Origin of the sequence: Streptomyces sp. NBC_00846 (assembly GCF_045207325.1) — a bacterium.
GTDB lineage: Bacteria > Actinomycetota > Actinomycetes > Streptomycetales > Streptomycetaceae > Streptomyces.
Genome location: NZ_CP108846.1, coordinates 2,363,141 through 2,387,991 on the forward strand (window position 1 = coordinate 2,363,141; position 24,851 = coordinate 2,387,991).

Annotated in this window: 23 protein-coding genes and 1 pseudogene; 10 read left to right on the forward strand and 14 right to left on the reverse strand. The window is 70.9% G+C overall.

Annotation, left to right across the window (positions count from 1 at the left end):
- Positions 1-61 precede the first annotated feature (61 nt).
- On the forward strand, positions 62-457 hold the full coding sequence (locus tag OG936_RS10880; RefSeq protein WP_266746251.1) for a molybdopterin-binding protein: 396 nt from the start codon (positions 62-64) through the stop codon (positions 455-457).
- A gap of 314 nt (positions 458-771) precedes the next feature.
- On the opposite strand, the gene OG936_RS10885 is transcribed toward OG936_RS10880, so the two are convergent.
- Positions 772-1,242: a hypothetical protein gene (locus OG936_RS10885; protein ID WP_406494212.1), complete on the reverse strand. Its 471-nt coding sequence runs from the start codon at positions 1,240-1,242 to the stop codon at positions 772-774.
- A 138-nt stretch (positions 1,243-1,380) separates the two neighbouring features.
- Between OG936_RS10885 and OG936_RS10890 the strand changes: the two genes are divergently transcribed.
- From OG936_RS10890 to OG936_RS10905, 4 genes are all read left to right on the forward strand, one after another.
- Positions 1,381-1,767: a molybdopterin-binding protein gene (locus OG936_RS10890; RefSeq protein WP_406494213.1), complete on the forward strand. Its 387-nt coding sequence runs from the start codon at positions 1,381-1,383 to the stop codon at positions 1,765-1,767.
- A 65-nt stretch (positions 1,768-1,832) separates the two neighbouring features.
- Positions 1,833-2,621 carry a molybdate ABC transporter substrate-binding protein gene (modA, locus tag OG936_RS10895; RefSeq protein ID WP_406500395.1) on the forward strand — a complete coding sequence of 263 codons (789 nt, stop codon included), beginning with the start codon at positions 1,833-1,835 and terminating at the stop codon, positions 2,619-2,621.
- Positions 2,618-3,478, forward strand: coding sequence for a molybdate ABC transporter permease subunit (gene modB, locus OG936_RS10900; RefSeq protein WP_406494215.1), 861 nt, complete (start codon positions 2,618-2,620; stop codon positions 3,476-3,478). Before modA ends, modB begins: the two co-directional genes overlap by 4 nt.
- Positions 3,475-4,551: an ABC transporter ATP-binding protein gene (locus OG936_RS10905; RefSeq protein ID WP_406494216.1), complete on the forward strand. Its 1,077-nt coding sequence runs from the start codon at positions 3,475-3,477 to the stop codon at positions 4,549-4,551. The genes modB and OG936_RS10905 overlap by 4 nt, the downstream gene beginning before the upstream one ends.
- Before the next feature lie 334 nt (positions 4,552-4,885).
- Here OG936_RS10905 and OG936_RS10910 read toward each other — a convergent pair whose 3' ends face one another.
- The 8 genes and pseudogenes from OG936_RS10910 to OG936_RS10945 all read right to left on the reverse strand — a co-directional run bounded on the left by OG936_RS10910 (position 4,886) and on the right by OG936_RS10945 (position 14,583).
- Positions 4,886-6,391 (reverse strand): FG-GAP and VCBS repeat-containing protein, encoded by a 1,506-nt coding sequence (locus tag OG936_RS10910; RefSeq protein WP_406494218.1) that lies wholly within the window; start codon positions 6,389-6,391, stop codon positions 4,886-4,888.
- Between the two features lie 211 nt (positions 6,392-6,602).
- Positions 6,603-6,767 (reverse strand): annotated as a pseudogene (locus OG936_RS10915) (DUF1772 domain-containing protein); the annotation flags it as partial.
- A 206-nt stretch (positions 6,768-6,973) separates the two neighbouring features.
- A complete protein-coding gene (locus OG936_RS10920) occupies positions 6,974-8,572 on the reverse strand; it encodes a vWA domain-containing protein (protein WP_406494220.1) in 1,599 nt (532 codons plus the stop codon).
- 132 nt (positions 8,573-8,704) lie between these two features.
- Positions 8,705-9,580, reverse strand: a complete 876-nt coding sequence (locus tag OG936_RS10925) for an ABC transporter permease (protein ID WP_266746260.1) — start codon at positions 9,578-9,580, stop codon at positions 8,705-8,707.
- A complete protein-coding gene (locus tag OG936_RS10930) occupies positions 9,577-12,246 on the reverse strand; it encodes an alpha/beta fold hydrolase (RefSeq protein ID WP_406494222.1) in 2,670 nt (889 codons plus the stop codon). The genes OG936_RS10925 and OG936_RS10930 overlap by 4 nt, the downstream gene beginning before the upstream one ends.
- Positions 12,247-12,396: 150 nt before the next feature.
- Positions 12,397-13,062, reverse strand: coding sequence for a DUF981 family protein (locus OG936_RS10935; protein ID WP_406500397.1), 666 nt, complete (start codon positions 13,060-13,062; stop codon positions 12,397-12,399).
- A gap of 184 nt (positions 13,063-13,246) precedes the next feature.
- Positions 13,247-13,825 carry a DUF4291 domain-containing protein gene (locus tag OG936_RS10940; protein WP_406494224.1) on the reverse strand — a complete coding sequence of 193 codons (579 nt, stop codon included), beginning with the start codon at positions 13,823-13,825 and terminating at the stop codon, positions 13,247-13,249.
- A gap of 287 nt (positions 13,826-14,112) precedes the next feature.
- On the reverse strand, positions 14,113-14,583 hold the full coding sequence (locus tag OG936_RS10945) for a transglycosylase SLT domain-containing protein (RefSeq protein ID WP_406494226.1): 471 nt from the start codon (positions 14,581-14,583) through the stop codon (positions 14,113-14,115).
- Between the two features lie 497 nt (positions 14,584-15,080).
- Between OG936_RS10945 and OG936_RS10950 the strand changes: the two genes are divergently transcribed.
- Positions 15,081-15,500, forward strand: a complete 420-nt coding sequence (locus tag OG936_RS10950; protein ID WP_383756022.1) for a hypothetical protein — start codon at positions 15,081-15,083, stop codon at positions 15,498-15,500.
- 88 nt (positions 15,501-15,588) lie between these two features.
- Here the strand turns inward: OG936_RS10950 and OG936_RS10955 are convergent, their stop codons facing one another.
- The 5 genes from OG936_RS10955 to iolC are packed head-to-tail and all read right to left on the reverse strand — an operon-like array spanning position 15,589 to position 21,840.
- Positions 15,589-17,088: a CoA-acylating methylmalonate-semialdehyde dehydrogenase gene (locus OG936_RS10955; RefSeq protein WP_406494228.1), complete on the reverse strand. Its 1,500-nt coding sequence runs from the start codon at positions 17,086-17,088 to the stop codon at positions 15,589-15,591.
- A 24-nt stretch (positions 17,089-17,112) separates the two neighbouring features.
- Complete coding sequence (iolD, locus tag OG936_RS10960; RefSeq protein WP_406494229.1) at positions 17,113-18,993, reverse strand: 3D-(3,5/4)-trihydroxycyclohexane-1,2-dione acylhydrolase (decyclizing); 1,881 nt, start codon at positions 18,991-18,993, stop codon at positions 17,113-17,115.
- On the reverse strand, positions 18,990-19,871 hold the full coding sequence (gene iolB / locus OG936_RS10965) for a 5-deoxy-glucuronate isomerase (RefSeq protein WP_383756013.1): 882 nt from the start codon (positions 19,869-19,871) through the stop codon (positions 18,990-18,992). The genes iolD and iolB overlap by 4 nt, the downstream gene beginning before the upstream one ends.
- The gene (locus OG936_RS10970) at positions 19,868-20,803 is read right to left on the reverse strand and encodes a deoxyribose-phosphate aldolase (protein WP_406494232.1); all 936 of its coding nucleotides are present in this window, start codon (positions 20,801-20,803) and stop codon (positions 19,868-19,870) included. The genes iolB and OG936_RS10970 overlap by 4 nt, the downstream gene beginning before the upstream one ends.
- A complete protein-coding gene (gene iolC / locus OG936_RS10975) occupies positions 20,800-21,840 on the reverse strand; it encodes a 5-dehydro-2-deoxygluconokinase (protein WP_406494234.1) in 1,041 nt (346 codons plus the stop codon). The genes OG936_RS10970 and iolC overlap by 4 nt, the downstream gene beginning before the upstream one ends.
- A 131-nt stretch (positions 21,841-21,971) precedes the next feature.
- Here iolC and OG936_RS10980 point away from each other — a divergent pair, with 131 nt between their 5' ends.
- The 4 genes from OG936_RS10980 (at position 21,972) to OG936_RS10995 (ending at position 24,765) form a co-directional block, all read left to right on the forward strand.
- A complete protein-coding gene (locus OG936_RS10980; protein ID WP_406494236.1) occupies positions 21,972-22,922 on the forward strand; it encodes a sugar phosphate isomerase/epimerase family protein in 951 nt (316 codons plus the stop codon).
- A gap of 92 nt (positions 22,923-23,014) precedes the next feature.
- Positions 23,015-23,449, forward strand: a complete 435-nt coding sequence (locus OG936_RS10985; protein WP_406494237.1) for a peptidoglycan-binding protein — start codon at positions 23,015-23,017, stop codon at positions 23,447-23,449.
- 217 nt (positions 23,450-23,666) lie between these two features.
- Positions 23,667-23,864, forward strand: coding sequence for a helix-turn-helix transcriptional regulator (locus tag OG936_RS10990; RefSeq protein WP_406494238.1), 198 nt, complete (start codon positions 23,667-23,669; stop codon positions 23,862-23,864).
- A gap of 592 nt (positions 23,865-24,456) precedes the next feature.
- Entirely contained in the window at positions 24,457-24,765 is a 309-nt protein-coding gene (locus OG936_RS10995; protein WP_383755999.1) for a heavy-metal-associated domain-containing protein, read from the forward strand.
- Positions 24,766-24,851 lie beyond the last annotated feature (86 nt).

The following is a 24,851-nucleotide window of genomic DNA, read 5'->3' on the forward strand; positions in this document are numbered from 1 at the left end:
CGGCCCGGCCGGACCGGTGCGGTGGGCGCGGGCGTCCGTGGATGGGCCTATCTTGGCGCGTATGCAGTTCTACACAATCGGCCAGGCCGCCCGGCTCCTCGGTGTGAGCCCCGACACCGCGCGGCGCTGGGCCGACGCCGGCCGGGTGGTCACCCATCGGGACGAGGGCGGGCGGCGGCTCATCGAGGGCAAGGACCTTGCCGTCTTCTCCGTGGAGCTGGCCAAGGGCGGTGGCGGTGAGGAGGACGCTTCGTACACCTCGGTCCGCAATGCCTTCCCGGGGATCGTCACCGCGGTGAAGCTCGGTGATGTCGCCGCCCAGGTGGAGATCCAGGCCGGCCCGCACCGGCTGGTGTCGCTGCTGACGCGGGAGGCCGTGGAGGAACTGGGGCTGGAGGTCGGGATGGAGGCCACTGCCCGGGTGAAGTCGACGAATGTGCACATCGACCGCGTCTGACCGGGAAACGGTGGCCTCCCCTGGCCTCACCCACGAGAGTCGGGCCCTCGTAGCGCCGTCCGCGGCGGATGATCCGGGACGTCCGGCTCGTGCGTCGGCGACCGACGACAACGCGGCGAGGCACGGTGCCGGGGCACGCGCGCCGGCCTGATCCGAACGAGAGGTGGGCCCCTCGCTGCCCAGCCGATGGGCGAGGCAGGCGTCCGCTTCGGGGCGGACCCTCGTGCGGCACATGCCGGACGATCAGGACGCCCGTGGGTTCCGCCCGGCTCACAGGCCGCTCTTCGGCGTTGCCGTACGGGTATTGCCCGGTGTCACGCCCGCGGGGCGTAGCCACCGTCCACGCGAATCGCGTTGATGCCGCTGATGTGCCGGGCCCCGCAGCGGTCCTGGGGCAGGACGAGCTGCGCGCCGGCGCGGTCGAGCGAAGTGCCGTCGATCGTGGCGGCGAGCAGTACGGGCGCGCGGCCGAAGTCGGGGTCGATCTCCGCCCAGGACAGCAGGACATGGTGGCCGTCCGCGCCGAACACCGCGATCAGGAAACGCAGGCGGTCCTTGCGGCGAGCGGGGTCGAAGACGGGACCGGCCCCCGACAGGACATCGTGCAGGAGCGGCCCGGTGAAGCGGTGGTGCCGGATGCCGCTGGTGGCGCACTCGAAACTGACGTCGGCCTCGCGCTGCGGCCAGGCGAGCAGGTCGGGCACCGTCAGGCGCGCCGGACGGATCAGATCGCCGACGAGGGCGAATCCCGCCACCGTGTCCGCCACTACGGGGAACTGACTCACGGGCTACCACCTCCCGAACACCTCTACCCGGACACCCATCCCGTACAAACGCACATGCCACCCCGGAAGATCAGAGATCCGGCTCATGCAAAGCCACAGAAGACTTTCCCCTCGCATCTGCGGCAGTATGATCAGCGCATGCACACCTACCGGATCGGGGACGCGGCCGCCTTACTCGGCGTCAGTGCCGACACCGTGAGGCGTCTGGTCGACGACGGGAAACCCACCGCCGAACGCGACGGGACCGGCCGCCGGATCATCCCCGGGCCGGCCCTCGCGGCCCACGCCCGGCGGTTGCACCGTGCGGAGCGGGATTCCACCGGCTCCTCGGCCCGTCACCGCTTTTCCGGCATCGTCACCTACGTGCCCCTCACAGACGTGTCGGCGCAGGTGGGAATCCAGGCCGGACCGTTCCGGGTGGTGGCGATGGTCAGCCGCGAGTCGGCTGAGGAACTGAAGCTGGAGCCCGGCGTTCCGGCGGTTGCCGTGATCAAGTCGGCCAACGTGGTCGTCGACAGACCGTAGATGTGTCCGTCAGGACCAGAGGGAGTGGACCCGTGATATCCCGTACCGCACGCCGGACCCTGCACATGACCGGTGCAGGCACCGCCGCGCTGCTGGCCCTGAGCGCCTGCGCCTCGTCCGACGGTTCCTCGTCGGTGAAGTCGGACTCCTCCGCCTCGGCCGCCTCGTCGGACAAGCTGTCCGGCACGGTGACCGTGTTCGCCGCGGCCTCGCTGAAGGAGAGCTTCACGACCCTGGGCAAGGAGTTCGAGAAGCAACACCCGGGTACGAAGGTGACGTTCAGCTTCGGCGGCAGCGACTCTCTCGCCGCGAGCATCACCGGTGGCGCGCCGGCCGACGTCTTCGCCGCGGCCAGCCCCAAGACGATGAAGATCGTCACCGACGCGGGCGATGCCTCCGGCACGCCCGCCACCTTCGTTCGCAACCAGCTGGAGATCGCCACCCTGCCGGGCAACCCCGACAAGATCTCCTCCCTCAAGGACCTCACCAGATCGAGCCTGAAGGTCGTGCTCTGCGACAAGGAGGTGCCGTGCGGCGCCGCCGCCCAGAAGGCCCTCGACGCCGGCAGCCTCAAGCTCACTCCGGTGTCGTACGAGCAGGACGTCAAGAGCGCCCTGACCAAGGTCGAGCTGAAGGAGGCCGACGCGGCGGTCGTGTACAGGACCGATGTGAAGGCGGCCGGTGACAAGGTGCAGGGCGTGGAGTTCCCCGAGTCGGCCGACGCGCTCAACGACTACCCGATCGCCCTGCTCAAGGACGCCCCCAACGCCGATGCCTCCAGGGCGTTCATCGCTCTGGTGCAGTCCGCCGAGGGCCAGAAGGTCCTGACCGGGGCCGGGTTCCTGAAGCCGTGACCTCGACCGTCAAGTCCGACGCCGCGCCCGGCGCCCTCGGGGGTGGGCCGCGGCGTCGGCGTGTCCGGGCGGGTGGCGGTCGCGGCGTACCGCTCCCGCTGCTCGTGCCCGCACTGATCGGCCTGGCGTTCCTGATCGTGCCGCTGATCGCCCTGCTCGTACGGGCCCCGTGGCGCAGCATGCCCGAGCAGCTGACCAGCGCCGAGGTGTGGCAGGCGCTCCGGCTGTCCCTGGTCTGCGCCACGGCGGCGACCGCGGTGAGCCTGGTCATCGGGGTGCCGCTGGCCTGGCTGCTGGCCCGGGTCGAGTTCCCCGGACGCGGCCTCGTCCGCGCTCTCGTCACGCTCCCGCTCGTCCTGCCGCCGGTCGTGGGTGGCGTGGCGCTGCTGACGGCGCTCGGCCGCAACGGCATCGTCGGGCAGTGGCTGGACTCCTGGTTCGGCATCACCTTGCCGTTCACCACGGCGGGGGTCGTGGTCGCGGAGGCGTTCGTGGCGATGCCGTTCCTCGTCATCAGCGTCGAGGGCACCCTGCGGGCCGCCGACCCACGCTACGAGGAGGCGGCGACCACCCTGGGCGCGTCCCGCTTCACCGCGTTCCGCCGGGTCACGCTCCCGCTGATCGCGCCGGGCATCGCGGCCGGCGCGGTCCTGGCGTGGGCCCGCGCGCTCGGCGAGTTCGGCGCGACCATCACCTTCGCCGGCAACTTCCCCGGCCGTACCCAGACCATGCCCCTCGCCGTCTACCTCGCCCTGCAGAGCGACCCGGAGGCGGCGATCGCCCTCAGCCTGGTGCTGCTGGCCGTGTCCATCGCGGTGCTCGCCGGACTGCGCGACCGTTGGATGACCGCCGGATGACCAGAACTCACGACCTTCGCACCGGCACTGCCCCGGCCGGGCTCGACGCCCGCCTCGTGGTGGACCGCGGCGCCTTCCGCCTCGACGTGGCGCTGACCGTCGCGCCCGGCGAGGTGGTCGCCCTGCTCGGCCCGAACGGCGCCGGCAAGACCACGGCCCTGCGCGCGCTCGCCGGCCTGACACCACTCACCGGCGGTCACCTACGGCTGGACGGCGCGACGCTGGAGCGTACGCCGCCGGAGTCCCGCCCGGTCGGCGTCGTCTTCCAGGACTATCTGCTCTTCCCCCACCTGACCGCCCTGGACAACGTGGCGTTCGGGCCGCGCTGCCACGGGGCGACCAAGGCGGAGGCACGTGCGCAGGCCGCGGACTGGCTCGACCGCCTGGGTCTCACGGATCACGCCGGCGCCAAGCCTCGGCGGCTCTCCGGCGGCCAGGCGCAGCGCGTCGCCCTCGCCCGCGCCCTCGCCACCCACCCACGCCTGCTCCTCCTCGACGAGCCCCTCGCCGCCCTCGACGCCCGTACCCGCCTGGAGGTCCGTACCCAACTCCGGCGCCACCTGGCCGAGTTCGAAGCAGTCGCCGTACTCGTCACGCACGACCCGCTCGACGCCATGGTCCTCGCCGACCGCCTGGTCGTCGTCGAGCACGGCGAAGTCGTCCAGGAGGGCAGCCCGTCCGACATCGCCCGTCATCCCCGTACGGACTACATCGCGCAGCTCGTCGGCCTCAACCTCTATGGAGGTCACTCGGACGGCCACACGGTCCGCCTCGACACCGGCCCCGCCATCACCACCACAAAGGCCCTGTCCGGACCGGTCTTCGTGGCGTTCCCCCCGAGCGCGGTCACCCTCCACCGCAGCCGGCCCACCGGCTCCAGCGCCCGCAACCTCTGGCGCTGCGAGGTCGCCGGCCTGGAGACCCACGGCGACCGGATCCGCGCCGCCCTCACCGGCGATCTCCCCCTCGCCGCCGATCTCACCACGGTCGCCGCTGCCGAGCTCGAACTGCACCCGGGTGCGGAGGTCTGGGCGACGGTGAAGGCGACGCAGACCCACGCGTACCCCGCCTGAAGAACGCGCAGAATCCGGAGAGCGTCCACGACCTGCGAGGCACCGCCTGCCTCATCCATCACAGATGCGATGGGTCCAACGCCCGCCCCACCCGGTCCCGGCTACGGTGGGGCCACAGCAGGACCGAAACGTGACAAATCAACCCTTGTCTTCGTGAGGCGTTCCGCCATGAGCCTGAGCATTCCGGCTCCACGGTCGCCGTGGAGCCGGACTTCTTCCGCCACCTGCCAGGGAGGACGGTCGGGCGCGCTGGGCCACGAGGGCGAGCACCTCGCCTTCTCCTACGCCGCAGGTGGCGCGTGCCCTGCCCCCCTGCCCCGGTATTCGGAACGGGTCAGCGGTTGAACGATGAACCCAGCTGTGCGTTCGTTCCCACCGTGCCCAGCGTTCCGTGGCCGAACGCGAACGAGCCCTTGGCCGTCACGCCGGAGGCCGTGGCCGGGAAGACCCAGAGGGAGCCTGCGTCGGTGTTCTCGCCGGGGGCGCCGACGGCCAGTTCGGCGCGGCCGTCGCGGTTGGCGTCGACCAGCCTGACGGCGGCGCCGAACCTGTCGTTCGCCTCGGCCACCCCGGGGACGTTCGCCGTGTCCTGGTTGAAGCCCACCGTGCCCGTCCCGGTCGGGCCGGACGCGGTGCCGGGAAGGACCAGGACCGAACCCGCGTTCTTCGTCGTGCCGAGGTCCTCGTAGGGCACGCCGACGGCGATGTCGCCGTAGCCGTCACCGTTCATGTCACCGATCGACAGCGACGCGCCGAATCCGTCGTGCACTTCGGCGACACCAGGGACACCGGCGCTGTCCTGGTTGAAGACCTTGGCCCGGTCGCCCCGCGGGCCGGTGGCGCTGCCCGGTACGTAGGTGATCATGCCGCCCAGGGCGAGCGGATAGTCCAGATCGCTGTCGTAGCCCTCGATCGTGCGGCCCACGACGAGGTCGGCGTACTTGTCACCGTTGACGTGGCCGGCCGTGACGGTCTCGCCGCCCTGGAGGCGGTAGCCGTCCGCCCGTTTGACAACGGTGTACTTCTCGCTGAGGCCGGTGGCACCGCCGTTACGGACCAGGATGCGCCGGGCGTCGAGCTCGTAGTCGTCGTGGACGACGGCGGCCAGGTCGTCGCGGCCGTCGCCGTTGAAGTCGCCCGCGGCGAGGTCCAGGTACCGCAGATCGTCCATGTCGAGGAATACCCTGACGGCTGCCGCGCTGCCGTCGCGCTCGAACGGGCCGGACAGGATGTGCATGCCGTTCATTCCGAGGGTGACGACGTCCATGGCTCCGTCGCCGTCGAAGTCTCCGACGGCGGCCTTGCCGCCGATCCCGTCGTACAGTTGATTGCCCGTCAGGAGGGTCGCGCCACCCGACAGTCCGTGCGCGCCGCCCCAGATGACGGTGAGCGAACCGGCCGACTTGAATGAGCCGATCGCTTCCTTCGGCGCGCCGACCACGAGGTCGCTGTACCCGTCCCGGTCCAGATCGGCGGAGACCATCGAGCTGCCGAACGCGTCACCTGCCTCGGCGGTGTCCGGGATTCCGGGCGAGTCCTGGGTGAAGACCTGCCTGGTGGAGGGCTGCAGACCGCTCTTGGAGCCGTACACCACACCCACGTATCCGGCCTTGGTCCTGCCCCCGACGGTGGCACCGGGCGCGGTGAACGCCAGGTCCGGGTAGCCGTCCCCGTTGAAGTCGTCGCGTCGCGGGGTCGGGGCGGGCACGGCCCGCGCGGGGGTCGCGGAGGCTGTCGCGGGGGCGGACGTCGTCGCCTGGGCGGCGGCAGGGAAGGTGATCACGGCGGTCGCCACGGTGATGGCGAGAACCACGGTGATTCCTGGAGCGCGGATTGCCACGTGGGCTCCTTCGTTCGATCAGCGATGAGGGGGCGGTGCGGGACTCGGCGGGTTTCCGGGATGTACGGGAGTGCAGGGCCATGCGCCGCACCGGCACTTTGCAGACTCAGACCAGTGGTGTCGCCCGAGGGTTGCGTTCCCCCTGGACTGTCGCAGTTCTTCCACCCCGAATCCCGGCGGAGGCCTGATCCGATCGTCCGTCACTTCGGCGCCCCGGCACCTTCTCGTTGAAGCGGCGCATCGCGGCCGCGAACCGCTCGTCCGGCAGTGCGGCGATACCGGGCATCACCGCTGTCAGGAAGGTCAGCAGGAAGCCCGCGTAGAGGCCGGTCGTGATGACGCCGAGCGCGAGGAGCAGGGCGGGGAGAGAGGACATGGTGCACATCATGGCGTCGGCGGCCGGGCCGCACAGCCGGCTTTCGCAGGATCGCGCGGCCCGGTGGCGGAGGGTGGGCGGCGGGGCACGGGGCACAGGCTGTGGGGCGCGGGCCGCAGGACACGGACGGCGGGGCACGGACCGCAGGGCGGGGCGCCCCGTTGCCCCTCCCCCCGACTCCTCGGTCCCTCGGCCTCTCGGCCCCGTCAGTCGATCTCGCTCTCCGGCGCTCCCCCGGTCCCGTTGTCGTCCCCGCCGCCCTTGAGCCGGTCCGCCTGTCCGATCGCGGTCGCCAGCTTCCGTACCGAATCGTCCTCGGTCTGCGATGCCAACTTCTCGGCCCGACTAGCGAGTTCGGTGAGGCCGGGCGCACCCGGCAGTCGGCTGCCGCGCAACGCGTCGGCGAAGTAGGCGGCGACCACGGTCACTTGGAGCCGCTTGCTGTCGCCGCCCCACAACGGGCCGTCGATCGCGTTCGTCGCGACCGACCCCGTCCGCTCGTGCGGCGCCCGGGTCTTCGGGTCCAGCCAGCGTACGGTCGCGGTCGCCACATGCCCGGCGGCGCCGTCCTTGAGGTGGACGGCGTACAGCGCCGTCACCGTGTGACCGGGCCCGACCTCGCCACCGTCGACGCGGTCGTTGCGGAAGTCCTCGTCGGCGACCTTGCGGTCCTCGTAACCGATCAGCTTGAACTGCTTGACGGTCTCGGGGTCGAAGGCGACCTGGGCCTTGGCGTCGCGCGCGGTGAGTTCGAGGTGTGCGGGCAACTGGTCGACGAAGACCTTTCGGGCCTGGGTCTCGTCGGCGATGTACGTGGTGTGGCCGTCGCCCTTGTTGGTGAGCTGTTCCATCAGCGCGTCGCCGTAGTCGCTGCCGACGCCGACGCCGAAGAGGGTGATGCCGTACTCGCGGCGGGCGGAGCCGATGCGTTCGAGGATGGCTTCGGCGTCGGTCGCGCCGGTGTTGGCGAGGGCGTCGGAGAGCAGGACGACCCGGTTGTTGGCGCCCTCGACGCGGCCGTCGACCGCCTCGTCGTAGCCGCGCCGGATGCCCGCCTCCAGGTTGGTGGAGTCGGTGGGTTCCATGGAGTCGACCCGGTCGCGGATCGTGCCGCGGTGGTCCCGCAGCCGGGTCATCGGCAGCAGCGTCTTCGCCTTGTCGCTGAAGGTGACCAGGGAGACCGAGTCGTCGTCGCGGAGTTCGTCGGTGAGGATGCCCAGGGACTTCTTCACCAGGTCGAGGCGGCCCGCTCCGGCCATCGAGCCGGAGATGTCGACGACGAAGGTGAGCGCGGCGGGCGGGCGCTCGTCGCGGGCGGGGGCGGCCCGGGTGGCCAGGCCGACCCGCACCAGCGACCAGCCGTCCGCCCCGGCGTGGGCCCCGTCAATGTTCACGGTGAAGCCGTTGTCGGCCGGGCGCCGGTAGCCCTGGCGGAAGCTGTTGACGAACTCCTCGGGCCGCACGGTGGTCGGCTCGGGCAGGGTGCCGTAGGCGAGGGTGCGGCGCGCGTATCCGTACGAGGCGGTGTCGACGTCCAGCGCGAAGGTGGACAGATAGTCGGGCGGCGCGGACTCCCGGAGCCCGTCCTGCTTCTTCGCGCCCTTCGCGCCGTCGCGGTCGCCGTCGACGACACCGCCCGCCGCGGGGGCCGGGCCGGGTGCACCCCCGCGGTCCATGGCGGAGCTCTCCTTGGTCGTCGTGGCCGAGCAACCGGTGAGCAACACCCCGCCCGCCAGCAGCACCCCGAGTACCGCTTGCCATGTCCGTACGTACGTCGCTCCGTACTTTCCTGTCCGGCGTTCCATCCCCAGCCCCCAACGTCGTCGTGTCAGCACTTGTGACTGTGACGTGCGAGATGGCGCCGAGGAGCAGACGAAGACGTTGCGGATGAATCTCGATGCGGCAACGGAGGCCGGGGAACGGGTCGGAGGTCGGGCTCAGGACACGATGTCCTTACGGCTGAACCCCCGGAAGGCGAAGGCGAACAGGACCAGGGCATAGGTCACCGAGATCGCGGCGCCCTTCACCATGCCGCCCCATTCCAGTTCGGGCTGGAGCGCGTCGGCCCAGGCGAACTGCCAATGTGCGGGCAGGAATTCGCGCCAGGAACCGAGCGCGGTGACGGCGTCCAGCACATTGCCGACGATGGTCAGCCCGACCGCCCCGCCGACCGCGCCCAGCGGGGCGTCGGTCTTCGTCGACAGCCAGAACGCCAGCCCGGCGGTGACCAGTTGGGAGACGAAGACGAACGCGACGACGAGCGCCAGCCGGGGCACGGTGTCCGAGGTCGCGAGCGCCCCGCCGGTGGGGAGTTCGAGCGGCCCCCAGCCGTACGCGGCGGCTCCCGCGGCCAGCGCGACGAGCGGCAGCAGCACCATCGCGGCCAGGCTGAAGCCGAGCGCCACGACGAGCTTGCTCCACAGCAGCCTGGCCCGTGGCACCGGCGCCGCCAGCAGATAGCGCAGCGAGGACCAACTGGCCTCGGAGGCGACGGTGTCCCCGCAGAACAGCGCCACCGGGACGACGAGCAGGAACCCGGCGGACACGAAGAGGCACGTCGCGGCGAAGTTCGCGGCGGACGCGGTCGCGGTGTCCATCAGGGTGAGCCGGTCGCCGCCGCCCCGCGAGGACGGTGTGCCGCCGATCGCGAACGCGGCGATCAGGATGAACGGCAGCGCGGCCAGCACCCCGCCCATGAGCAGCGTGCGGCGCCTGCGCAGCTGGCGTACCGCCTCGACGCGCAGCGGCAGGGTGTGCCGGGCGCGGTAGCCGGGGGCCCCGGCGGCTTCCGTGACATCGACTGCGGCACTCATGCGGAGCCTCCGGAGATCAGGGTGAGGAACGCGTCCTCCAGGCGGCGGTGTGGCCCGACGCCGGTCAACGGAACGTCCAGCCGGACGAGTTCGGTGATCAGCTCGGGCGAGGTGGCGCCGTCGAGCCGGACGAGCAGGCCGCGGCCGTCGTCCGTACGGGCCGCCGAGCCGATCCCCGGCAGCGCGGCGATCTTCTCCACGAGGGGTTCGGTCAGTTCACGCGCGCTGGTGACGAGCAGCATGTCGCCGGAGCCGGTGATCTCGGCGACCGGGCCGGCCTGGACGAGTCGGCCACGGTCCATGACCACGAGGTGGGTGCAGGACTGTTCGACCTCGGACAGGAGGTGGCTGGAGACGATGACGGTCCGGCCGCCGGCCGCGTACCGGATCATCACGTCGCGCATCTCGCGGATCTGGGGCGGGTCGAGTCCGTTGGTCGGTTCGTCGAGGATGAGCAGGTCCGGCATGCCGAGCATGGCCTGGGCGATGGCGAGCCGTTGCCGCATGCCCTGCGAGTACGTGCGCACGGCGCGGGCCAGCGCGTCACCGAGTCCGGCGATCTCCAGGGCCTCCTCGATGTGGGCGTCCTCGGCGGGCCGTCCGGTGGCCTGCCAGTACAGCTCCAGGTTGGCGCGCCCGGAAAGGTGCGGCAGGAAGCCCGCCCCTTCGACGAACGAGCCGACGCGGGACAGCACGGGCGCGCCCGGCCGGACGGCCTGTCCGAAGACGCGGATCTCGCCGTCGTCGGGCGTGATGAGGCCCATCAGCATGCGCAGGGTCGTGGTCTTGCCCGCGCCGTTGGGTCCGAGGAGCCCGAGCACCTGCCCCTTCTCGACCCGGAAGGACAGTTCTCTGACGGCGTATCTGTCGGTGGACCTGGCGTACTTCTTCGACAGCCCCGTGATCTGGAGGGGTACCTCGGCGAGCGCCGGATCGGGTGCGGGGGTCGCGGTTCGGCGGCGGGCGGTGAGCAGCAGCAGGGCGGCGATCACGACAGCGGCGGCCGGGAGCCCCCAGGTCCACCACGGCAGGGTGGCCGGGGCGGTCTTCAGCGCGGGGGCGGTGGGGACGGTCAGCGGCCCTGCGGCAGTCACGGTGTACGTCGCCGGCTCGGCCGGTGAGGCGTAGCCGAGGTCGGTGGCGGAGAGGACCAGACGGAGCCGGTGTCCCGCGTCGAATTGGTGGTCGATGGCGGGCAGGGTCAGCCGCACGTCCTTGCCCTGCCGGTCCGGGGTGATCCGGAAGGGTGCGACCAGTTGGGAAGGCAGCACCTGTTGCTTGCCGTCCGGCGAGACGTCGTACACCTTCCCGAACAGCACGGCGTCGCCCCGCTGCGCTTCGACGTCGACCCGCACGGTCGGTGAACCGGTGACGCGCAGGGACGCGTCCAGCGGCGCCGAGTCGAAGCGGGCGTACTGCCCCGGGAAGTCGACCGAGAGGCCGACACCGAGGGACGACAGCCGGGAGATTCCGCCGCCGACGCCTGGAACGGCCGAGATGGCGGGCGGGTTGGCCCCGGCGGGGTTGTGGAACGTCTGAGTCCGGTGGCCGAGGCTGATCGATTCTCTTCCGCTGCTCAGCCCGGGGTACGTGTCACTGCTCGCACCGCGCGTGAGGGCGGCCCCGTCGGTGGAGTCGATACCTCCGGTCCGGGTGACGCGGAAGCCGGGCCCGGTGTCGGCGCCCTTGTCGCCCTTCAGATACCGGTCGAACCAGCCGTTGATCCGCTGCTGCACCCGGTCGCTCTCCATGTCACCGCCGTCGTGCCCGCCGGCGATCCAGTCGACGGCGACCGGTGCGCCGTTGCCGCTGATCGCCTCGGCCATGGCGTCGGCCTGGCCGAGCGGGAAGAGGGAATCGGTCTGGCCCTGCACGATGAGCGCGGGCACCTTGATGCGGTCGGCGACGGCACTCGGAGAACGCTCGGTGAGCAGCGCCCGCGCGGCGGCGTCCGGTTTCCCGCTGACGGCGACCCGTTCGTACATCGCGCAGAGCTGCTTCTCGAACTTCTGGCAGCCGCCGCCGGTGGTGACGAAGATTCCGGCCCAGAGCTTCTTGAAGACCCCGTCGGGGAACAGTGCGTCGGCCAGGTTCCAGTAGGTGATCTGCGGCGCTATGGCGTCGACGCGCTTGTCGTACCCGGCGGCGAGGAGCGAGACGGCTCCGCCGTAGGAGGCCCCGGTGACCCCGACCCGGGGATCGCCCTTGGCGTCGAGCTCCACCTCGGGGCGGTCCGCCAGCCAGTCGATCAGCCGGGACACGTCCTTGACCTCGCGGTCGGGGGCGTTGAGCGAGATCTCCCCGCCCGACTTCCCGAACCCGCGGGCGGACCAGGTCAGTACGGCATACCCGGCACCGGCCAACTGCTCTGCCTGCGCCCGTACATCGTTCTTACTGCCACCGAATCCGTGCCCGATCAGCACGGCGGGCCGGCGTTCCGCGCCCCCGGTGGTGAAGTACGAGGTGTCGAGGGACACCCCGTCGATCCGCATCATCCGGTCCTGGCGGTGCACTGCGGGCACGCTGTCGTCGGCCGCGGCGGTCCAGGTACCCGCACCGGCCAGCACGGCGAGCGCCACGAGGCCCGCGGCCCACCGGCCGCGGCTACGGGGCATACGGGGCAGCAGCCGCCGCCACCGGGACGTGCGCGCATCAGGGGTCTCCATGGTTCCCGACCCTAAGCGGACCATCGCGGGGTGCGGGCAGCCGCCGGGGGGAACTCTCCGGCGTCCTTTCGGCGTACGGCACTCACCCGCCGTACTCCGTACGCGGTATGCCGAGGAACCCGGGCCGGGCCCACCGGGATTCCGCGCGGGTCACATGGTGTTGATGATGAGACCGATGTGGGTGAAGTAGTTGAGCCCGCCGAAGAGCAGGAACGCCAGTCCGGCCAGGCCCCAGACGACTCCGATGACCGGGCTCAGCCAACTCCTGGGACGGCGCAGGGCGAACGGGAACAGGAGTGCGCCGATGCCCACGAGGACGTACAGCCCGGACATGAAGCTCGCTTCCAGAATCGGCCACTTCGCGAACTCGCCGGAGATGGGTTCCTCGGGCGGTGCCGCGAAGAGGGTGTACTTCCAGCCCGCGGCGGCGATCCCGAAGCAGGCGAGCCCGAGGCCGAAGACGAAGACGGAGATGGGTGCGGCAACCCGGGCCGAGTGAACGATGCGGTCGGCGCTGTTGAGTTCGGCGCCACGTTTCCAGAGGTAGCAGGATGCGGCAAGCAGGAAGACGCCGAAGGCCAGTGCCGGTTCGCCGAAGATGATGTTGTCGAACGGGAAGCCCTGTCCGGCGAGCGGCCAGGTCAGGGTCATGTGGAGGCCGGTGGTGACAAGCGTGAAGCCGACGGCACCGAACGCCAGCACCCAGCCTTCGGGGGTGATGGTGCGGTCGGAAGCGAGGAGCAGGCGCCCCAGCGCCACCACGAGCAGCAGCCCGGCTCCGGCGGCCACCGCCATGATCGTGTTGTACGTCGGCATCTTGGCCCAGTCGATCTTCAGGCCGGATGCCGCCAGGAGGATGGCATGGTGAGTCACGAACGCACCGTAATGCCCCTTATGATCATTATCGGGTAATTAACCCTTTTACCCGAGTCGGGAGCAGCGGGGTGGCCGGTTCGGGGCAGAGGGGGCCGAGAGGCTGAGGGGGCCGAAGGGCCCGGGGTCACGTTCCCACGGGATACGGCGTCTCCCGCGGCAGGAGTTCCGCCGCTTCGTCGAGCCGTCCGGCCGACACCAGTTCGTGGATCCGCCGGGCGAGCGGGGTGACGTCACGGATCGAGACCGCCCACTCGTCCGCGTACCGCCGCGCCGCCTCGCCGGAGAGGCCGAGTTGCAGGGAGCGGTAGGTGAGCCGGTTCAGACGGAGGTCGCGCTCGGGGTCCCACTGGACGCGGGCCGGACTCCGGCGCAGGCGCTGCTGCCAGGTGCCGCGGTCGGGATGAACTCCCCGTACGTAGTGGGAGAGTTCGGAGTTGGCCAGCGCCCAGTCGAAGCCCTCGCGGGCTATCTCGACGGCCAGGACGGTCTCCTGCCCCTCCTTCGTGGCCCAGCCGCAGCGGTACATCATCCACAGGAAGCTCGGCTTGATCCATGTCATGCGGTCCCGCTTCCAGGCGTCCGGGAAGCGCCCGTCGCGCACGGCGGGCAGCCCGATGGACGGGGCGTACGCCTGGTAAACGGTGATGGTCGTGTCCGTGTGCTGGGCGCGGATCTCGTGCTGCGGCCTGGTCGGGGCGGTCATGGCCCCATCACAGCACCGGTCCGGCCGGTGGGGCGACCGAGTTACGGCCGTCGCCCGCCTGGCAGCGGCTTTCGGCGGAGTCGACGGACTCGGCGCGTTGACACCGAGGACCGGCCGAAGAATCCCAGGAGACCGGAGAAACAGCAGAAGCCAGGGAACCCGACGAGGCTGGAGAAACCGAAGAAGCCGATGAAGGGGAGCCACGAGGCTCCCTTTCTTCGGCTTCTCTTCGGTCCCGGCCCGGGACGCCCCTGGCACGGTCATGCGACGTGGATACCCTGCCCCGCTCAGTAGGCGGAGTTGACGTTGTCGATGGAACCGTAGCGGTGCGCGGCGTAGTTGGAGGCAGCGGCGATGTTGGCGACGGGGTCGTAGATGTTCTTGGAGGTGCCGCCGACGTGGTACGCGCTGAAGGTGGGGTCGATGACCTGGAGCAGCCCCTTGGACGGGATGCCCTTGGCGGCGTTGGAGTCCCAGTTGTTGATGGCGTTCGGGTTGCCCGCGGACTCACGCATCAAGTTGCGGTGGATACCTTCGTACGAGCCCGGGATGCCCTTCGCACGCATGACCTCCAGCGCCTGCTTGATCCAGACGTCCACGTTGCCGCCGGCGGCCTTGGTCGGGGTGGCGGCCGAGGCGCCCGGGGCGCCGGCGACGGTGCCGGCCATGATCGCCGCACCGGCGGCGAGCATACCCAGCGAAGCCTTCTTGGTGCGGGTCATACGGGCGAACTTCTTGGGCATCGAGGTGATCTGCATTCGGAATTCCTCTTTCGTCGGTGGGGTGATGCCAAGAATTGTTATGCCAAGAGGAAATCCAGGTCAATGATGGCCTTTTACTAAAAGCAATCGTATGTGGCGTCGGAAATGATCCAGCAATGCGCCATGGCAGCCGGAAACGACAGCCGGAACGACAGCACCGAGCCTCTACTATTCCGCTTCATAGTGACGCTCGTCATGTGGCCCACTACACACGGCAAATGCGCCAAATCGCCACAAGAGTGGTGCGCGTCACGTGGTCTGTGCCACATAAAGAGCGGGCTATTAACTCACCGTAATGCGAAATAAGCACGCCGCATTGACTGCGAGCGGTGAATCGCCTGCCCATCGCCTGCCCTGCGACGGTCTCCGCCGGGCGCGCTCGCCGGCCCGCCCCGGGCGGCCATGACCTCAGAGGTAATTGAGCGGATGCCGGGCCCGTCCTTACCGTTCGCATGACCAGAGCGACCGCATGACAACGACAGGAGGACCCAGTGATGTCGTCCCAGAACGCGAGTACGGTCCCGGCGACGGGCACCGCCCGCTCCGACGGCCTTCTCCGGGCTGCCCTCGTGGCAGATGTGATCCTCACCGGCGCGAACGGCATCGGTTATCTCGCGCTCGCCACCGTCCTGGACTCGTTCCTCGGCGTGCCGCTCCCCGTCCAGTACGCGGTGGGCGTCTTCCTCACGGTGTACGCGCTGTGGGTGCTGACCGTCTCGCGGCAGCAGAACATCAGCCGCGGCGCGGTCACCGTCGTCATCGCGCTGAACGCGGCCTGGGCCGTGGCCGGTGTCGTGACCGTCGTCCTGGACGCGCTGACCGCCACGACGGCCGGCAACGGCTGGATCGTGTTCCAGGGGCTGGTCGTGGCGGCGATGGGCGCGGTCCAGTACGCGGGGCTGCGGCGCATGTGAGAGCGCGGGGCGACGGCCCGTACGGACACGGCGACGGCCCGTACGGACGGGGGATGCGTCCGTACGGGCCGTCGGCCGGGATGAGGGATCAGTGGTTGCGGGGGAAGCCCAGGTCCACGCCCGACGGGGCGTCGGCCGGGTCCGGCCAGCGGGTGGTGACGACCTTGCCCCGGGTGTAGAAGTGCACGCCGTCGTTGCCGTAGATGTGGTGGTCGCCGAAGAGCGAGTCCTTCCAGCCACCGAAGGAGTGGTAGCCGACCGGCACCGGGATCGGCACGTTGACGCCGACCATGCCGGCCTCGATCTCCAGCTGGAAGCGGCGGGCGGCGCCGCCGTCACGGGTGAAGATCGCGGTGCCGTTGCCGAACGGCGAGGCGTTCATGAGGGCGACGCCCTCCTCGTACGTCTCGGTGCGCAGGACACACAGGACCGGGCCGAAGATCTCGTCCTTGTAAGCGTCCGAGTCGGTGGACACGTTGTCGAGGAGGGAGAGGCCGATCCAGTGGCCGTTCTCGAAGCCGTCGACCGTGTAGCCGGTGCCGTCGAGGACGACGTCGGCGCCCTGGGCGGCCGCGCCCGTGACGTAGGAGGCGACCTTGTCGCGGTGGGCGGCGGTGATCAGCGGGCCCATCTCGGACGTGGGGTCGTTGCCGGGGCCGATCTTGATCTTCTCGGCGCGCTCCTTGATCTTCGCGACGAGCTCGTCCGCGATGGAGCCGACCGCGACGACCGCGGAGATCGCCATGCAGCGCTCACCGGCGGAGCCGTACGCGGCGGAGACGGCGGCGTCGGCCGCGGCGTCGAGGTCCGCGTCCGGCAGCACCAGCATGTGGTTCTTCGCGCCGCCGAGCGCCTGGACGCGCTTGCCGTTGGCGGAGGCGGTGGCGTGGATGTACCGGGCGATCGGGGTGGAGCCCACGAAGGAGACCGCGGCCACGTCGGGGTGGTTCAGCAGCCCGTCGACGGCGACCTTGTCGCCGTGCAGAACGTTCAGCACGCCGTCCGGCAGACCCGCCTCGGAGGCCAGCTCGGCCAGCAGGTTGGCGGCCGACGGGTCCTTCTCGCTGGGCTTGAGCACGAAGGTGTTTCCGCAGGCGATGGCCAGCGGGAACATCCACATCGGGACCATGGCCGGGAAGTTGAACGGGGTGATCCCGGCGACGACACCGAGCGACTGGCGGATCGAGGAGACGTCGACCCGGCTGGAGACCTGGGTGGACAGCTCGCCCTTCAGCTGGGTCGTGATGCCGCACGCCAGCTCGACGATCTCCAGACCGCGGGCGACCTCGCCCAGCGCGTCCGAGTGCACCTTGCCGTGCTCGGCGGTGATCAGCGCGGCGATATCGTCGCGGTGGGCGTCGAGCAGCGCGCGGTAGCGGAAGAGGACCGCGGTACGGGTGGCCAGCGAGGACGTGCCCCAGGTGGCGTAGGCGTCCTTGGCGGCGGCCACCGCGGCGTCGACCTCTTCGAGGGAGGCGAGCGGGACCTGGGTGGTGACGGCGCCGGTGGCCGGGTCGGTGACCGGGCCGTAGTTGCCCGACGCACCCTCGACGGTCTTGCCACCGATCCAGTGGTTGACGGTCTTCATGACAGAACTCCTTCAGTGGCGTCTTCAGAGGTGGTGGCGTCGTGCGGCGACGTGTCGGTCGTACTCTTCGCGGGCTTTCACGGCCGACGGCCGGGTGGCCGTTTCGGCTACGGGAACATCCCACCACGCCTGCGCCGGAGGCGGGCCCGACACTGTGTCTGCCGTTTTGGTCTCGACGTAGACACAAGTGGGACGGTCCGCGGCGCGCGCCTCGGCAAGGCCTTCGCGCAGGTCACGCACGGTCTTGGCGCGCAGTACCCGCATCCCGAGCGAACCGGCGTTGGCCGCGAGGTCGACGGGGAGCGGCGGGCCGGTGAACGTGCCGTCCGCGGCGCGGTGACGGTAGGCGGTGCCGAAGCGTTCACCGCCGACCGTCTCGGAGAGACCGCCGATGGACGCGTAGCCGTGGTTCTGGAGGACGACCAGCTTCACGGGGAGTTCCTGCTGCACAGCGGTGACGATCTCGGTGGGATTCATCAGATACGTGCCGTCGCCGACGAGGGCCCAGACGGGGCGGCCGGGGGCGGCCAGCTGGACCCCGATCGCGGCCGGGATCTCGTAGCCCATGCAGGAGTATCCGTACTCGACGTGGTACTGGTGCGGGGAACGGGTCCGCCAGAGTTTGTGCAGGTCGCCGGGGAGCGAACCGGCCGCGTTGATCAGGATGTCGTCCTCGGTGACGAGCGCGTCGAGCAGACCGAGGACCTGGGCCTGGGTGGGGCGGGCGTGCGGGTCGTCGGCGGTGAACGCGGCGGTGACACGCCGCTCCCATTCCTCCTTGGCCTCGGCGTACTCGGTCTCGTAGGACGGGTCGACGCGGTGGTTGCGGGCGGCGAGCGCGGCGGTGAGTGCTTCGAGGGCGGTACGGGCGTCGGCGACGAGCGGCAGCGCGCCGAGCTTGTGGGCGTCGAAGCCGGTGATGTTGACGTTGAGGAAGCGGACGGCCGGGTTCGAGAAGAGCGTGGCGGAGGCGGTGGTGAAGTCGGAGTAGCGGGTGCCGATGCCGATCACCAGGTCGGCGGTGCGGGCCAGTTCGTCGGCGGTCGCGGTGCCGGTGTGGCCGATGCCGCCGACGTCGGCGGGGTGGTCGTGGCGCAGAGATCCCTTGCCCGCCTGGGTGGAGGCGACGGGGATACGGGTGGCGGCGGCGAACGCGGCGAGGGTCTCCTCGGCCGCGCTGTGGTGGACGCCGCCGCCCGCCACGATCAGCGGCCGGCGGGCGCCGCGCACGGCCCGTACCGCTCGGTCGAGCTCGTGCGGATCGGGGGCGGGGCGGCGTACGTACCAGACGCGCTCGGCGAAGAAATCCTCCGGCCAGTCGTACGCCTCGGCCTGTACGTCCTGCGGCAGTGCGAGGGTGACGGCGCCGGTCTCCGCCGGGTCGGCGAGGGTCCGCATCGCCTGGAGTGCGGCCGGGATCAGGGCCTCGGGGCGGGTGATCCGGTCGAAGTAGCGGGAGACGGGGCGCAGACAGTCGTTGACCGAGATGTCGCCCGCGGCCGGGACTTCGAGCTGCTGGAGCACGGGGTCGGCGGGCCGGGTCGCGAAGGTGTCCCCGGGCAGGAGGAGGACGGGGAGGTGGTTGATCGTGGCGAGGGCCGCGCCGGTGACGAGGTTGGTGGCGCCGGGGCCGATGGACGTGGTGACCGCGTGCGCGGAGAGCCGGCCGCACTGGCGGGCGTAGCCGACGGCGGCGTGCACCATGGCCTGTTCGTTGCGGCCTTGGAGGTAGGGCATGGCGCGGCCGGACTCGACGAGCGCCTGGCCGATTCCGGCGACGTTGCCGTGGCCGAAGATGCCCCAGGTGGCACCGATCAGCCGCTGCCGTCGGCCGTCGCGCTCGGTGTACTGGCGGGTCAGGAAGGACACCAGGGCCTGGGCGGTGGTCAGGCGGCGGGTACTCATGCGGGTGCCTCCGTCCCGTACAGCGGGAGTCTGGGGTCCACCGGCTGGGTGGTCCAGGTGTCACGGATCCAGCTGTGGTCGGGGTGGTCGGTGATCAACCACTCCCGCAGCTCCCCCGGGCCCGCCATCACGTTGAGGTAGTACAAGGTGCGGCCGGGGGAGGCGATGGACGGGCCGTGCCAGCCGTCGGGGATGAGGACCGCGTCGCCGCTGCGGACCTCGGCGAGGACGTCCGTACCGCCCGCCCGGGACGGCGACACCCGGTGGTAGCCGAGACCGTCGCCCGCCACCTCGAAGTAGTAGATCTCCTCCAGCACGGATTCGACGCCGGGGCGGTGCTCGTCGTGTTTGTGCGGCGGGTAGGACGACCAGTTGCCGCCGGGGGTGAGGACCTCGACGGCGATCAGCCGGTCGCACGCGAAGGTGTCGGCGGCGGCGAAGTTGTTGACCTGTCGGGAGCAGTTCCCGGATCCGCGCAGCTCGACGGGTACCTCCGGCGCGGGGCCGTAGCGAGCGGGGAGTCGTCGCTCGCACTTCGCTCCTGCCAGGGCGAAGCGGCCTCCTGCGCCGGAGGCGATCTGTGCATGGGCGTCACGCGGTACATAGGCGAAGTCGGATACCCCGCTGAACACGCTTTCCCGGCCCAGCAGTTCAAAGATCTCACCTGAGGTGTGCACCGTACAGCCACCGGTCAACGGCAGAACGATCCACTCGCTCTCCCCAGTGACGAGTGTGTGAACTCCGCCCGGCTCCAGCTCCAGCACGCGCAGGCCCGACCGGTCCCATCCGGCGCGCTCCGGGCCGATATCGAGGGCGTAGGGGCCGTGCGCCGTGGATCCCGCGCGGACGTGGTACCGCGGCTCTTCGTACGTCGTCATACCCATCCCCTACCCGGCACCCGGTCCCCGCCCGTTCCTCTCGGCTCCAGCAGCGATACGGCCGTGTCGACGGCCGCGGCCACCTTCCCGTCGGCCGGGTAGAGCAGCGAACGCCCCACCACCAGGCCCTGGACCGTGGGCAGTCGCAGCGCCGTGCGCCACTTCTCGAACGCGCCGTCCAGGTCGTCGCCCACCTCGCCGCCCAGCAGCACGGCGGGCAGCGTCGAGGCCTCCATCACCCGGGCCATGTCGCCGGGGTGCTCGGTGACGGGCACCTTGAGCCAGGTGTACGCGGACGTCCCGGCCAGCCCCGAAGCGATGGCGATCGAGGTGGTGACCGCCTCCGCCCCGAGGTCGTTGCGGACGTGGCCGTCCATCCGGCGGCAGAGGAACGGCTCGACGAAGACCGGCAGCCGGCGCGCGGCCATGGCGTCGATGGCCCGGGCGGTTGCGTGCATGGTGTCGAGCGAGCCGGGGTCGTCGTAGTCGATGCGCAGGAGCAGCTTGCCCGCGTCGAAGCGGAGCCGGTCGAGGTCCTCGGGGCGGTGGCCGGTGAAGCGGTCGTCGAGTTCGAAGGCGGCGCCCGCGAGCCCGCCGCGGTTCATCGAGCCGATGACGACCTTGTTCTCCAACGCGCCGAGCAGCAGCAGGTCGTCGAGGATGTCGGCGGTGGCGAGGACGCCGTCGACGCCGGGGCGGGAGAGAGCGAGGCAGAGCCGTTCCAGGAGCTCGAAGCGGTTGGCCATGGCCAGTTCGCGGTCGCCGACGGCGAGGGAGCCGCGGGCCGGATGGTCCGCCGCGATGATCATCAGGCGTCCGCCGTCGCCGACGAGGGGACGTCTGCGGCGGTGCGCGGCGGCCTCGGCGACGGCCTCCGGGTGGCGCATGCGCAGCTGGACGAGTTCGGAGACCGAGGAGGCCGGGGGCGTCATGGGGTGGCTCCGGTGGGGCGGGAGGTGACGGCGCCCGCGGTCAGGGCCGCTTCGACTTCGTACGGGAACGGCATGGCGGACGAGCAGGCGAGCCGGGAGGCGACGATCGCGCCGGCGGCGTTGGCGTACCGCATGACGTGTTCGGTCTCCCAGCCGGCGAGGAGCCCGTGGCAGAGCGCCCCGCCGAAGGCGTCCCCGGCGCCGAGGCCGTTGACCACCTCGACCGGCAGCGGCGGCACATCGGCCACCGTGCCGTCGCGGTGGACGGCGAGGACGCCCTTGGGGCCCTGTTTGACGACGGCCAGCTCGACGCCCGCGGCGATCAGGGCACGAGCGGCCGCGTACGGTTCCCGCTCGCCGGTCGCGATCTCGCACTCGTCGAGGTTTCCGACGGCGACGGTGGCGTGGGCGAGGGCCTCGCGGTAGCGGGCGGTCGGGGTGGAGGTGGTGGAGCCGGAGGCCGTGGAATCGGAGGTCGTGGAGTCGGATTCGGAGGTCGTGGAGTCGGCGCTCCAGAACATCGGGCGCCAGTCGAGGTCGAAGACGGTGATGCCGTTCCGGTCGCGGGCGCGGAGTGCGGCGAGGGTCGACGCGCGGCTCGGTTCGGCACACAGCCCCGTGCCCGTCATCCAGAAGACCCGGGCGGACCGGACCGCGTCGAGGTCCAGCTCCGACTCATGGATCTCCAGGTCGGGGGCCTTGGGCTGCCGGTAGAAGTAGAGCGGGAAGTCGTCGGGCGGGAAGATCTCGCAGAAGGTGACCGGCGTCGGATACGCGTCGACGGGCGTCACCCAGCGGTCGTCCACCCCGAACTCCCGCAACTGCTGGTGGAGATACTCCCCGAACGCGTCCCGGCCGGTACGGGTCACCACCGCGGCTCGCCGGCCGAGCCGGGCCGCCGCGACGGCGACATTGGTGGGTGAGCCCCCGAGGAACTTCCCGAAGGTGTCGACCCGGGCCAGTGGCCGACCGGTCTGCAAGGGGTAGAGATCCACACCGATCCGGCCCATGGTGATCACGTCGTACAGCTCAGGCATCTGCGTCCCTTCGACCGGCGACCGGGCGGCTGCCCCCAGGTCTAGCCCTCCCCCGCACCCCTGTCAACGCTTTGTCCGGACATACGGACGAATCATTGACACGGTTCCCCGGGGCCGGGAGGCTGGGCGGCATGACCTCCTCCGCAGCGGCTCCGGCCCGTATCCGTATCGGTTCGGCACCCGACTCGTGGGGGGTGTGGTTCCCCGACGATCCGCGGCAAGTGCCCTGGCAGCGCTTCCTCGACGAGGTCTCCGCGGCGGGTTACGAGTGGATCGAGCTCGGTCCGTACGGATACCTCCCGACCGACCCGGCCCGTCTCACCGACGAGACCCGCCGCCGCGGACTCACCGTCTCGGCCGGGACCGTCTTCACCGGATTGCACCACGGCCCCGGCGTCTGGGACCGGACCTGGGCGCATGTCGCCGATATCGCGGCACTCACCCGGGCGATGGGCGCCGGGCATCTGGTGGTCATCCCGTCGTTCTGGCGCGACGACAGGACGGGCGAGCTCCTGGAGGACCGGGAGCTGACCGCGGAGCAGTGGCGCGACCTCACCACCCTGACGGAGCGGCTGGGCCGCGAGGTGCGGGACCGGTTCGGGCTGCGCATCGTCGTCCATCCGCACGCCGACACCCATATCGACAGCGAGGAGAACGTCGCCCGCTTCCTCGACGCCACCGATCCCGACCTGGTCTCGCTCTGCCTCGACACCGGCCACTACGCCTACAGCGGGGGCGACAGCGTCAAGCTGATCGAGACGTACGGAGAACGGATCGGCTATCTGCACCTCAAGCAGGTCGACCCGGAGATCCTGGCCCAAGTGGTGGCGGACGAGGTGCCGTTCGGGCCCGCCGTGGCGCGCGGCGTGATGTGCGAACCGCCGGGCGGGGTGCCCGCACTGGAACCCGTGCTCGCCGCCGCCCGCGAGCTGGACGTCGATCTCTTCGCCATCGTCGAGCAGGACATGTACCCGTGCCCGCCCGACAAACCCCTCCCCATCGCCCGCCGCACCCGGGACTTCCTGCGCAGCTGCGGCGGCCCGCACCGGACCCCTGACACGCCGAGGCGCGCCGGGAAGTGACGTAGGGGCGGTACGCGGTGTTGTCCTCGATGAGAAGCCGGTGCGCGGCCCCGACCGCGCACCCCACCACGCCGCACGAGGAGCAACTCACCATGATCCGGAAGATGCTGTCGCCCCGCGGGACGGCCGGGGCCCCGGCCCTGGCCGCGGTCGCTCTGGCCGCCGCCCTCGCGGCCGGCCTGGGCGGCTCGACCGCCTCGGCCGCCTCGGCCTCCGACGACTACAACCCGCCGCCACCGCCCGGCTCCAGCCCGGTCTGCGCCTTCTACGACGGCGACGGGCCGACCCTCTACGGAGAGCGGGGCGAGCGGGTCTCCCAGGTGCAGTGCATGCTGGCCAACCGCCACTATCTGCCGTGGTCCGCACTCGACGGCACGTTCGGACCGCAGACCCTCCTCGCCGTGCAGCGCTTCCAGGCGGACCACCCGCCGCTCAGGCCGGACGGCCTGGTCACCGCGGCGACCTGGTCGGCGCTCTGGCACGCGGGGCCGAGCCGCACGACCCCGCCCCCCTATCCGTCGGCGTGACCGCGGCGTACACCACCTCTCGCTCCGTTCCTCTGTAACCCGTTCGTCACACATGTCCGCGTTACGCGGCTCTTCCGTCACAGGCGTACGACAGCCCCTCCCCGGGACCAACTCCCTTTCGTTGCACCGAGCGCAGGCTGAGTGATCGTCAGCGTCCGTGCCGCGGCTCCCTCGACGGCCTTCCCGGCTGCCGCCGCGGTGCAGAGAGGTGACACTTATGACGGACAGCAGACTCTGGTCCTACAAGGACATCGCGGCGCACATCCGGGTGCAGGCGGACACCGTCCGCTCGTACCGAAAACACGGTCTCCTCCCGTCGCCGGACCATGTGGAGAACGGCAAGCCCTACTGGTACGCGGACACCATCCGCGCCTGGGTCGCCTCAAGACCCGGCAACCGGGGACGCGGGGACTGACCCCCCTGGCAAGCGCAGCCCCGTACGGCGAGCGCGCCCAGAAGCCCGCCCGCCGCACGGGGCCTCCTCTTCCGCCGGATGTGCACCCTTCCGCTCGGCGAGGTGTGCACCCCTTCTGCGTAACGTGACACTTCCCCCTCCACCTGTCACGTTCACACCGCCCCCCTGCCGCTGCCAACTAGCCCCGGCCACTGCTACCCCCTCCGCACAACGTGACACTCACCCCCATACCTGTCACGTTACGTAACACCCCCTACGTGGGGCCGGGGCGAAACCGCCCGTTCGGGCACGGCTCCCGGACGGCGATCGCCGGTAGCGTCCCGCGCTCTCCTTCCGGAGGCCGAACGGGCGTTTCCACCCCGCCGCGCCCGCGATCGCCACCTGCCCCGGCGTCTCCGTGCTGCACTCGCTCCGGGACTCGATGCCCGGCATCACGATCCGGTCGGCCGCCCGGGCCACCGACACCCGCCGGAACCACCAGTGCTCGCATTCATACCCCCTAGGGGTATAATCTGATAAGCATCGAGGGACACCGGAGCTTCCGGGGCCCCTGCCGCCACATCCTTCTGCGCTCATCGAAGAGGAGAACACCATGACCGCCGAGACCCAGCTCCCCCAGGCCACCGGCTCCTGCTGCTCGCCGAGTGGCTCCTGCCACGGCAGCACGGACAGCGGCGACGGGGCGGGCGCGGTGACCACCGTCTACCAGGTGTCCGGCATGACCTGCGGCCACTGCGAAGGTGCCGTCTCCGAGGAGATCTCCGGCATCGAGGGCGTCACCTCGGTGAAGGCCGTCGCCTCCACCGGCCAGGTGACCGTCGTCTCCCGGACCCCGCTGACGGAGGACGCGGTGCGCGCCGCGGTGGACGAGGCCGGTTACGAGCTCGTCGGCCGGGCCTGAACACCATCAGGACCCACCTGCCACACCCGGAAACACCGCATCACCCGCATCACCCGCATCACCCCCCTTTGCCGCCGGGCCGGACC